10 protein-coding genes and 1 pseudogene are annotated in these 10908 nt (G+C 64.6%); 7 read left to right on the plus strand and 4 right to left on the minus strand.

What is annotated here, in order from left to right; translation table 11 throughout:
* Positions 1-63: 63 nt before the first annotated feature.
* The 4 genes and pseudogenes from AKL29_RS25450 to AKL29_RS25465 all read right to left on the minus strand — a co-directional run bounded on the left by AKL29_RS25450 (position 64) and on the right by AKL29_RS25465 (position 3920).
* On the minus strand, positions 64-1176 hold the full coding sequence (locus tag AKL29_RS25450; protein ID WP_152977765.1) for an SMP-30/gluconolactonase/LRE family protein: 1113 nt from the start codon (positions 1174-1176) through the stop codon (positions 64-66).
* Between the two features lie 170 nt (positions 1177-1346).
* Complete coding sequence (locus AKL29_RS25455; protein ID WP_018270553.1) at positions 1347-2261, minus strand: SDR family oxidoreductase; 915 nt, start codon at positions 2259-2261, stop codon at positions 1347-1349.
* 108 nt (positions 2262-2369) lie between these two features.
* Positions 2370-3502 (minus strand): annotated as a pseudogene (locus AKL29_RS25460) (thiolase C-terminal domain-containing protein).
* 4 nt (positions 3503-3506) lie between these two features.
* Positions 3507-3920 (minus strand): Zn-ribbon domain-containing OB-fold protein, encoded by a 414-nt coding sequence (locus AKL29_RS25465; protein WP_028331756.1) that lies wholly within the window; start codon positions 3918-3920, stop codon positions 3507-3509.
* A gap of 231 nt (positions 3921-4151) precedes the next feature.
* Between AKL29_RS25465 and AKL29_RS25470 the strand changes: the two genes are divergently transcribed.
* From AKL29_RS25470 to AKL29_RS25500, 7 genes are all read left to right on the plus strand, one after another.
* The gene (locus tag AKL29_RS25470; protein WP_028331755.1) at positions 4152-5399 is read left to right on the plus strand and encodes an amino acid ABC transporter substrate-binding protein; all 1248 of its coding nucleotides are present in this window, start codon (positions 4152-4154) and stop codon (positions 5397-5399) included.
* 45 nt (positions 5400-5444) lie between these two features.
* The gene (locus AKL29_RS25475) at positions 5445-6368 is read left to right on the plus strand and encodes a branched-chain amino acid ABC transporter permease (RefSeq protein ID WP_050386056.1); all 924 of its coding nucleotides are present in this window, start codon (positions 5445-5447) and stop codon (positions 6366-6368) included.
* A complete protein-coding gene (locus AKL29_RS25480) occupies positions 6361-7281 on the plus strand; it encodes a branched-chain amino acid ABC transporter permease (RefSeq protein WP_050386057.1) in 921 nt (306 codons plus the stop codon). The genes AKL29_RS25475 and AKL29_RS25480 overlap by 8 nt, the downstream gene beginning before the upstream one ends.
* A complete protein-coding gene (locus AKL29_RS25485) occupies positions 7271-7999 on the plus strand; it encodes an ABC transporter ATP-binding protein (RefSeq protein ID WP_050386058.1) in 729 nt (242 codons plus the stop codon). The genes AKL29_RS25480 and AKL29_RS25485 overlap by 11 nt, the downstream gene beginning before the upstream one ends.
* Positions 7989-8708 carry an ABC transporter ATP-binding protein gene (locus tag AKL29_RS25490; protein WP_050386059.1) on the plus strand — a complete coding sequence of 240 codons (720 nt, stop codon included), beginning with the start codon at positions 7989-7991 and terminating at the stop codon, positions 8706-8708. Before AKL29_RS25485 ends, AKL29_RS25490 begins: the two co-directional genes overlap by 11 nt.
* 92 nt (positions 8709-8800) lie before the next feature.
* The gene (locus tag AKL29_RS25495) at positions 8801-10150 is read left to right on the plus strand and encodes an amidase (RefSeq protein ID WP_050386066.1); all 1350 of its coding nucleotides are present in this window, start codon (positions 8801-8803) and stop codon (positions 10148-10150) included.
* A complete protein-coding gene (locus tag AKL29_RS25500) occupies positions 10143-10829 on the plus strand; it encodes a DUF2848 domain-containing protein (protein WP_028331749.1) in 687 nt (228 codons plus the stop codon). Before AKL29_RS25495 ends, AKL29_RS25500 begins: the two co-directional genes overlap by 8 nt.
* Positions 10830-10908 lie beyond the last annotated feature (79 nt).

Genomic DNA, 10908 nt, shown 5'->3' on the forward strand with positions numbered 1-10908 from the left:
CAGCTTTCTTACAACCAACTGTAGTGGTAATGGGTCCCGGCCTTCGCCGGGACGACGGTTAGATCAGCAGTTATGTGCGCCCTTCGTCTCCACATAAACCGCGTAGAGCGACTGGCTTGCCGTCATGAACAGGCGGTTGCGCTTCTTGCCGCCGAAGGTGAGGTTGGCGCAAGTCTCCGGCAGCAGGATCTGGCCGATCCGCTGGCCGTCGGGCGCGAACACCTGCACGCCGTCATAGCCCGGTCCGACCCAGCCGGCGCCGACCCAGATATTGCCGTCGACGTCGACACGCAGGCCGTCCGGGAAGCCTGACTTGCCGTCCAGCGTCATGTCGATCAGCGTGCGCGGGTTGGAGAGCTTGTCGCCGTTGAGGTCGTACTGCCAGACGATGTTCTTAGCATTCGGATAGTGCGTAGTGCCGGTGTCGCAGACATAAACCTTCTTGTAGTCGTGGCTGAAGGCGATGCCGTTCGGCTTGAACGGCTCGTCGGCGACCTTGGTGATCTGGCCGGTCGCAGCGTCGATGCGATAGACGGCTTCCTTCTGGTAAGGCTGCTTCGATCCGGTGTTGGCCAGCTGGCCCTCATAGATCGAGATCGCGCCATAGCCGGGATCGGTGAACCAGATCGACTTGTCGTTGGGATGCACGACCATGTCGTTCGGCCCGTTGAGCTGCTTGCCATTGGCCTGCTCCGCCAAGGGCGTGACGGTTCCGTCGTGCTCGTAGCGCACCAGGCGTGTGCGCTCGGCGGTGATCTGGCGGCCCTCGAAATCGAAGGTCGAGCCGTTGGCCTCGTTCGACGGCTTGTGGAATTGCTCGGAGATGTGGCCGTCATCATCGAGATAGCGCAACTGCCGATTGGCCGGGATATCGCTCCAGACTAGATACTGGCCCTGCGCGTTCCAGGCCGGACCCTCCGCCCACAGGCAGCCGGTGTAGAGCCGCTTGATCGCGGTGTTGCCGACCTTGGCCTTGAAGCGCTTGTCGTCGATCACAACGATGTCCGGATCGGGATAGCGCTGCGGCTCCGCGTTGGAACCGAAGTCGCGCGCTGCGGCATCGGATGCCGCCATCGCGGTTGCAGCAAGCGCGGTTGCGCCGCGCAAGATTGTCCGACGGTCGAACGCCTTCGCACCGTCGCCCTCGTGTTTCTGAATGTTGCTTGGATTAGTCACGAAAGTCCTCCCAGGCTTTTTTGTTATCGGGAGGACGATCATACCCCCGCAATTCTGGCACAATGCGGGCACGCCATGATGAAACAACCAAAGAGTGTGGCGCCCCCGCTGTTTCGCGGAGGCGACGATTTCATAAAAATGTCAGATCGGATCGGAAGATCAGATCAAATTCAGATCGGATCCCAGGTAAAGACGTCGGCCGAGCGGTCGAGCTTGGCGAACGATCCCTTCAGCGCCGGCATGCCGTGTTCGGCAATGGTCTCGGGCGTCCAGCCTTCGCCACGATGAACCGAGCGCACCGGACGATGCTGGCCGAACAGGAAGATCTCGTTCATGCGCACGCCGAAGATCTGTCCGGTGACGTCCTTGGCCGCGTCCGACAGCAGATAGGCGCAGACCGGCGCGATCTTCTCCGGCCCCATCTGCTTGATCTTCTCGACGCGCGCCTTCTCGGCGTCGGTCTCGGTCGGGATGGTGCCGATCATGCGGGTCCAGGCGAACGGCGACACGCAGTTCGAGCGCACGTTGAAGCGGCCCATGTCGAGCGCAATCGATTTCGATAGGCCGACGATGCCGAGCTTGGCGGCGGCGTAGTTGGCTTGGCCGTAATTGCCGATCAGGCCGGAGGTCGAGGTGAAGTGCACGAAGGAGCCTGACTCCTGCTCGCGATAGATCCGCGCCGCGGCGTGGCTGACATAGAACGAGCCCATCAGATGCACCTTGATGACGGCCTCGAACGCTTCCACGCTCATCTTGTGGAAGATCATGTCGCGCAGGATGCCGGCGTTGTTGACGACGCCGTCGAGCCGGCCGAAATGATCGGTCGCGGTCTTCACGATCTTGCTGGCGGGAATGGCTTCCGCCACCGACTCGAAATTGGCGACCGCGGTGCCGCCGCGCTTCTTGATCTCCTCGACCACCTCCTCGGCGGGCGCGGCGCTCGTGCCGGCACCGTCGGCGGCGCCGCCGGGATCGTTGACCACGACCTTGGCGCCTTCCGCCGCGCAGAGCAGTGCGATCTCGCGGCCGATGCCGCGGCCCGCGCCGGTGACGATGATGACTTTATCCTGCAGTGATTTTGCCATGTCGGCTCTCCTGGTTGGGACCGTCATTCCGGGGCGCACGAAGTGCGAACCCGGAATCTCGAGATTCCGGATCCGGTTCTTCGGACCATCCCGGAATGACGGAGGTTGTTACTTCTCGTTCGTAAAGATGATCGTGCCACTTGCGGCGAACATGCCGCCAACGCCGTGACAGACCGAGATCTTCGCGTTCGGCACCTGCGCCGGCGCGATGCCGCGCATCTGCCGCACGCTCTCCTGAAGCGCGTACATGCCGTACATGCCGGAGTGCATGTAGCTGAGGCCGCCGCCATTGGTGTTGAGCGGCAGCTTGCCGCCGGGGCGGGTGTTGCCGTCGGCGATGAACTTGCCGGTCTCCTCGTACGGCATGAAGCCGAGGTCGCCGAGGCCGTAGAGCGGCAGATGCGCGAAGGCGTCGTAGATCATCAGATGATCGACGTCCTTGTGGGTGATGCCGGCCTCCTTGAAGGCCAGGGGACCCGCCACCTTGAAGGCGCGCGACGAGTCGAACGTCTTCATCTGGCTGACCATCGGCGTCTCCACGCTCTCGCCGGTGCCTGATATGTAGACCGGCTTGTTCGGGAAATCCTTGGCGCGGTCGGCCGGATCAGCGCGCCGCCGCCGTCGGTGACGAGGCAGCATTGCAGCAGCCGGAACGGATAGGCGATCATCCGCGAGTTCAGGACGTCGGCGATGGTGATCGGATCCTTCATGGTCGCGCGCGGATTCTTCGCCGCCCATTCGCGCTGCACGACGGCGACCATTGCAAGCTGCTCATGCGTGATGCCGTGCGTCTTCATGAAGCGCAGCACGGGAATCGGGAACATGCTCGGTGGCCCGTAGACGCCGAACGGTGCCTCGAACTGCCCATTGAGGCTGTCGGCCGGCGTGAAGCGCGGCTGCTTGCCGATCATCGACTTGCCGCTCTCGGCATGGGTGATCAGCACGGTCTTGCAGAGGCCGGCCTCGATCGCCGCGGCGGCGTGGCGGACATGGAGCATGAAGGAGCAGCCGCCGACCGAGGTGCCGTCGACCCAGGTCGGCGTGATGCCGAGATAGTGCGCCATCTGCTGCGGGGTCTCGACCGCGGTGGCGAACCCGTCGATATCCGACAGCTTCAGGCCGGCGTCCGCGATCGCATTCAGCGCCGCGTCCGCGTGCAGCTGGATCTGCGACATGTTCGGGATGACGCCGAGTTCGGTGGTTTCGGCCGCACCGACGACGGCAACCTGGTTCCTGCGCATCACATTACCCCTTTGCCGGACGGAACAAAGGAAGGGTGATCTTGTCGTCGAGCGCCTCGAAGGCGACCTCGAGCGGCATGTCGAGTTCGAGCGCTTCCGGCGTCTGCGGACAATCGACGATGTTGCTCATCATGCGCGGGCCCTCGTCGAGCTCGACCACCGCGATCGCGTAAGGCGGCGTGAAGCCGGGCGCGGCCGGACGGTGGTTGATGACGTAGCTGTAGAGCTTGCCCTTGCCGCTGGCCTTGAAGATCGAGACCTTGCGCGAGGCGCAGGAGGGGCAGAACGGCCGCGGCGGAAAGTAGACATTGGCGCAGGCATCGCAGCGCTGCAGGCGCAACTCGCCGGCCTTGGTGCCATCCCAGAAATGCTGGGTCTCCGGTGTCGGCTTTGGTTTCGCGCGCGCGGGCTCGGCCATGTCTGATGTCTCCTCCCGAAATCGTTACAGTCTTGATGCGACATTGAACCAAGGTCCGTCAACGGTCCATCCATGCTCCGCGCAGCGGCCTGTGTCCCGCGCATGCCGCATATTCCGCCCCTCGCACAATTGCTAAGGCCGCGATGCTTGTGTCGCTCCGATCCGGCGCGTAGAAGGGCCGCGTCCAAGATACGTCCAAGACACGTTCAAGATAGCCGGGAGGAACATATCATGCTGAGGATCATCGGCGCGGCACTCGCTGCCAGCCTCGCATTTGCCACGCAGGCGATGGCCGCCGACGCACCGTCGGAGATCAAGATCGGCACGCTCTATGCGTCGTCGGGGCGCTACGCCTCGATCTCGATGCCGGTCTACAGCTCGCTAAAATTGTGGGTCGAACAGAAGAACGCCGAGGGCGGCGTGTTCGTGAAGGCGTTTGACAAGAAGATCCCGATCAAGCTCGTCTCCTATGACGACCAGAGCAACACCGCGACCGCCTCGACGCTTTATAATCAGCTCGTCACCCAGGATAAGGTCGATCTCCTGGTCGCCGATTCCGGATCGGTGCTGACGGCGCCCGCGGTTGCGATCGCGCGCGATCACAAGATGTTCCTGTTCGACCAGACCGGCACCGGCGCGAGCTTCTTCTCCAAGGACAATCCCTACATCGCGCTGATGGCCGATCCGGTGTCGACGGTGTGGCCGAAGCCGGTCGCCGACTTCATCAGCCATGACGGCCCTGGCCTCGGCATCAAGAAGGTCGCGATCCTCTATTCGACCAACGAGTTCACCGGCACCCAGGCCAACGCGTTCCGCAAGTTCGTCAAGGAGTCCGGTGCGCCGATCGAGATCGTCTATGACCAGGGCGTTCCGACCGAGACCACCAACTACAACGTCATCATCAACAACATCAGCAACGCCAATCCGGACGCGGTGATCCATTTTGGCTATGCGCCGAACGACATCGCCTTCCTGCGCAACGTCCAGGACGTCGGCACCAAGTTCAAGATGCTGTTCGCGATCTATGCCGGCCTCGAGACCGAGTTGCTCGAGAAGAATGTCGGCGCCAAGGGCCTCGAGCACATCTGGACCTATGTGCCGCCGTCCGAATTGGACTATCCCGTCAATTTCGGGATGAACATGAAGGATTTCCGCGCCGCCTGGACCAAGAAGTACAACGACGGCAAGATGGAGTTCGGCTTCAACGCGGTGGCCGGCTACACCACGGCGCTGGTGATCGAGAAGACGCTGTCGGTTGCGACCAGCCTCGACCAGATGGAGCTGCGCCGCGCGGTGTTCTCGCTCAGCGGCCAGCTCAAGACGCTGGACGGCACCTTCGCGCTGGATGAGACCGGCGGTCAGATCGGCGAACTGACGCCGCTCGGCCAGCTCACGGTCGACGAGCACGACCACATCAAGTTCGTCTCGATCTATCCGCACGAGACCGCCACCGGCAAGCCGATCTATCCGGCGCCGTGATGCAGGTGAGTGCGGCAGGCGTAACCTTCGGCGGCGAGCGGTAGCATGACCTATGCGCTCGTTGCCGGCGTGCTGTTCGGGCTGTACTTCAGCCTGGTCGGTATCGGTCTCAATCTCGTGTTCGGCGTCATGCGCATCGTCAACCTTGCGCATGGCGACATCCTGATGCTCGGCGCTTTCATTGCGCTCGGCGTGGTCGGCCTCGCCGGCATCGACCCGCTGTTCGCGGTGCCGCTCGCCTTCGTGGTGTTCGTGCTGGTGGGCGTGCTGCTGTACTGGGTGCTGGTGCCGCGGCTGCAGGGCTCGGCCAATCCGGAAATGCTGTCGATCATCCTGTTCTTCGGCCTGTCGCAGGTGATCGAAGCCGTCACCACGATCTTCGCCGGCACCAGCGAGCGTTCGATCCAGAGCCGGCTGCTCGGCACCGTGTTCACGACCATCAAGGTGAAGTGGTTCGGCGGCAAGGCGGGCGGCGCAGGGCCGATCCAGATCTTCGGCCAGGGCTTTCCCGCACCCTGGGTGATCGCGGCCATCACCAGCCTGATTGCGATCGCGCTGGTCTACCTCTACCTCTACCACACCCGGCTCGGCACCCTGACCCGCGCGGTGATGTCACGGCGCGACGAGGCATTGGCGACCGGCATCGATGTCGATCGCGTCTCGGCGGCGGCGTTCGGTATCGGGCTCGGCATCGCGGCGGTCGCCGGCGTGTTCGCGCCCTTCATGTTCGGCTCGGTGACGCCGGCGTTCGGCGCCGACGCGACCGTGACGTCGTTTGCGATCGTCGTGCTGGGTTCGCTCGGCAATCCACTCGGCACTGCGCTCGGCGGTGTCGTCTACGGCCTGTGCTACATGCTGGTGCAGACCTATCTCAGTTCCTGGGCCGACTTGCTGCCCTATGTGTTGTTGATCGTGATCCTGTTGTTGCGTCCGAGCGGTCTGCTCGGAAGGCGGGTGCGCGTTGCATAACGCCTCGAAACACCTGCTGTTCATCCTTGCGCCGCTGGTGGTGGTGTTCGCACTGCTGCCCGGCGTTTATCAAAACCATCTGCTGCTGTTCAACTTCGTGATCTTCCTGATCCTCGCGCAAGGCGTGAACATCATCTATGGCTTCACCGGCTATCTGCCGTTCGGCTATGTCGGCTTCTTCGGCGCCGGCGCCTATGGCTTCGCCATCATGGTGATGCATCTGCATACACCGGCGCCGCTCGCCGTGCTGGTCGGCGGCGTCGTGGCGGTTGCGCTCGGCCTGCTATTGACGCCACTGCTGCGGCTGTCGGGTGCGTATTTCGCGATCGCCAATCTCGCGGCCTCGCTCGCGGTGCTGCACTTCGTCGCCAATCCGGCGCTGGAGGGCATCACCAAGGGGCCCTACGGCGTGTCGCTCACCGGCACGTTCAACCCGAGCCATGCGTATTATGCCGCGGTCGTCGTGATGGCGCTGACCGTCGGCGCAGTGGTCTATCTGAAGAACTCGCCGTTCGGGCTGGCGCTGCAGGCTGTGCGCGAGGACGCGGTGTCGGCCTCGATGGCCGGCGTCAATATCGTGAAGATGCGGGTGATTGCCTGGCTCGCCTCGGCGCTGGTGGCCGGCCTCGCCGGCGGCATCTACGCCTGGTACGTCTCGGTGTTCTATCCGGACAACGTGTTCTCCGGCGAATTCTCGATCTTCGCGATCGTGTTCGCGCTGTTCGGCGGCGTCGCCACCATCACCGGACCGATCGTCGGCGTGCTGATCCTCTACGGCATCTACAATCTGATCGGCTTCACCACGCCGCAATATTTCCAACTGATCTATGGCCTTCTGATCATGGGCCTGGTGCTGTTCCTGCCCGCAGGACTGGTGTCGCTGGCAACCCGCAGGGGGTGGCATGTCCCCTGAGAAAACCCCGATCCTTGAGGTCTCGAAGCTGGTCAAGCGCTTCGGCGGCTTCCACGCACTCGATGGCCTCAGCTTTCACGTCGTGCCGGGCGAGATCCTGGGCCTCGTCGGCCCGAACGGCTCCGGCAAGACCACGGCGATCAATGTGATCTCCGGTCTCTATGCGCCTGATGGCGGCGAGGTCGTGTTCGACGGCGCGTCCGCCGGCGGCGTCGCCTCGCACAAGCTCGTTCATCGCGGCATCAACCGCACCTTCCAGGTGCCGAAGCCGTTCCTGTCGCTCACGGTGCGCGAGAACATCCAGGTGGCGCTGGCCTATGGCGGCGCGACCCGTGCGCCGTCGATCGCCGAACTGCTCGAGGATTTCAGGCTGAAGGAGGTCGCCGACCGTCCGGCCGCCGATCTCAACAGCGCACAGCAGAAGATGCTCGATCTGACCCGTGCGCTCGCCACGCGGCCGCGGCTGCTGCTGCTCGACGAACTCGCGGCCGGCCTCAACCCGGCAGAGCTCGACTGGATCGCTGGCCGCATCAAGGCCTTGGCCGCGACCGGCATGGCGATCATCGTGGTCGAGCATCTGATGGGCTTCATCGAGCAGATCACCGACCGCGTCATCGTGCTCAATGCGGGCAGGGAGATCTTCGAGGGCACGCTGGCGACCGCGGTACGCGAGCCGCAGGTGATCGAGGTATTTTTGGGAGGCGAGCATGCCCACTGACGCGGTGCCGCTTCTGGACACGAGGGGCGTCGATGCCGGCTACGGCACCATGCAGGTGCTGTGGGGCGTCGATCTCGACGTCCGCCCCGGCGAGACCGTGCTGCTGCTCGGCGCCAACGGCGCGGGCAAGACCACGTTCCTGAAGTCGCTGGTTGGCCTGATCGAAGCCCGCAGCGGCCACATCAAGCTCGGCGGTGAGGACATCACCAGGATGCGCTCGTCGGACCGCATGAAGCGCGGCATGACCTACATGTCGGAGCTTGCGGTGTTTCCCGACCTGTCGATCGAGGAGAACATCCGCGTCGGCGCGCAGGCGCTGGGCCATGCCGATCCGGGGGCGCGGGTCGACGAACTGTACGGCCTGTTCCCGGTGCTGCGCGACAAGCGCCGCGACCCCGCATCCAGCCTGTCCGGCGGCCAGCGCAAGATGCTCGGCATCGCCAAGGCGCTGTCGGCCGAGCCGAAGCTGCTGGTGATGGACGAGCCTTCGGCCGGGCTGTCGCCGCTGTTCGTCAAGGAGGTGCTGCGCGCCTTGTCGAGCCTGCAGGGCCGCGGACTGGCACTCTTGATCGCTGAGCAAAATATCGGTTTTCTTGAGATTGCCACCCGCGTATTCGTGCTGGAAGGCGGGCGGATCCGCTTCTCCGGCACGGTTGCCGAGATGAGCGGCAATGAAGAGCTGCACCGCGCCTATTTCGGGCTGAAGTGATGCGAGGTGAGGGGCCGGCGGGCTGGAAATCGGCCCCGGTTCGCGCGACAATTAACTGCAAGCCATGAAGTGCAAGCCGTGAAGTGAAAGCCATGCCCAAGAATCCGACACTCGCCTCCCTTGCCGCCGATCTCGCCAGCGGCGCGACCTCTGCCCGCAAGCTCGTCGAGCAGTGCATCGCCAGGATCGCTGATCCCTCAGGCGAGGGCCAGCGCACCTTCATCCATGTCGACCGCGACGCTGCGCTGGAGGCCGCCGACGCCATGGACCGGCTGCGCAAGGCCAATGCGGCGCCGTCGCCGTTTGCCGGCATTCCGGTCTCGATCAAGGACCTGTTCGACATCAAGGGGCAGGTGACCCGCGCCGGCTCGCGGGCGCTGGACGATTCGGCGCCGGCGGAGGCCGATGCGCCGGTGGTGGCGCGGCTCAAGCGCGCCGGCTTCGTCGCGATCGGCCGCACCAACATGACCGAGTTCGCCTATTCCGGCATCGGCATCAATCCGCATTACGGCACGCCGAAGAGCGCCTGGACCCGGAGCGTCGGTCACGTGCCCGGCGGCTCGTCCTCGGGGGCGGCGGTCTCGATCGCCGACGGCATGGCGTTCGGCGCGCTCGGCACCGACACCGGCGGCTCCTGCCGGATTCCCGCGGCCTTCAACGGCATCGTCGGCTACAAGCCGACGCAACGCCGGATTCCGCTCGATGGCGGCGTGCCGCTATCGTTCACGCTGGACAGCTACGGCCCGCTGGCCAATTCGGTGGCCTGCTGCGCCGCGCTCGACGCGGTGCTGGCGGATCAGCCGGTGACGCCGGTCACGCCGCGCCCGGTCAAGGGCATGCGGCTCGCGGTGCCGACCACGGTTGCGCTCGACGACCTCGACGATGCCGTCGCAAAAACCTTCGAGCGCGCGCTCGCTTCGCTGTCGCGCGCCGGCGCCTTGATCGAGCGGATCGAGGTGCCCGAATTGCTCGATGTCGGCGTCATGAACGCCAAGGGCGGCTTTGCCGCCGCCGAAAGCTATGCCTGGCATCGCTTCCTGCTGGCCAGCAAGGGCGACGTCTACGATCCGCGCGTCGCCGTGCGCATCCAGCGCGGCGAGGGCTTTCCTGCCGCCGACTATATCGATCTGCTCAACGCGCGCCGCTCCTTCATCGCCCGCACCGAGAAGCGGATCGCGCCCTATGATGCGATGGTGCTGCCGACCACGGCGAACCTGCCGCCGACGATCGCCAGCCTCTCCGACGACAAGGCGTTCGCCACCGAGAATTTGCGCGCGCTGCGCAATTGCACGCTGATCAATGTGCTCGACGGCTGCGCGATCTCGCTGCCCGCGCATCGCGAGGGCGAGGCGCCGGTCGGCCTGATGCTCGCCGCCGCGGGCGGTTCGGATCGGCGCATTTTCGAGCTCGCTGCCGGAATGGAGACCGTGATCCGTGTTTGATCTCACCTTCAATGTCGACGACAAGGGCGTCGCCACTCCGCTGACGCTGGAAATCAGGCAGGCCGTGATCGCCGGCTGGACAGGCCGCGATCCGGTGGCGCGCGACAAGCATATCGCCGAGCTCGAGGCGCTCGGCATCGCGCGGCCCGCGACCACGCCGATCTACTACCGCTGCTCGGCGCGCCGGCTTACCTTCGCCGATGCCATCGAGGTCTGCGGCGAGGATTCCAGTGGCGAGGTCGAGTTCGTGCTGATCGGCTGGCAGGGCCGCATCTTCGTCGGCTGCGGTTCCGACCATACCGACCGCAAGGTCGAGAGCTACAGCGTCACGGTGTCGAAGCAGATGTGCGACAAGCCGATGGCATCGGAGCTCTGGGAGCTCGAGGACGTGATCGGCCATTGGGACCAGCTGGTTCTGCGCTCCTGGGCGGTGATCGGCGGCCAGCGCGTGCTCTACCAGGAAGGCACGCTCGATCACATGCTGCCGGTGAAGGACCTGATCGCGCGCGGCTTCGATCAGGGCGCGCTGCCGGACGGCTGCGCCATGTTCGGCGGCACCTTCGCCGCCAAGGGCGGCATCCGCCCGGCCAGCCGGTTCGAGTTCGAGTTGGAAGACCCGGTGCTGAAGCGGAAGATCAGCCACGGCTACGATGTGGTGACGCTGCCGGTGAGGGGTTGATTTCGTCGCAAGTCGCGCCCGAGAAAGTCAGCTAACACTCGCTCCACGCGTCGTCCCGGCGAAAGCCGGCAACTGTTAT

Source organism: Bradyrhizobium pachyrhizi (genome assembly GCF_001189245.1).
In the GTDB taxonomy this organism is placed as follows: Bacteria; Pseudomonadota; Alphaproteobacteria; order Rhizobiales; family Xanthobacteraceae; genus Bradyrhizobium; species Bradyrhizobium pachyrhizi.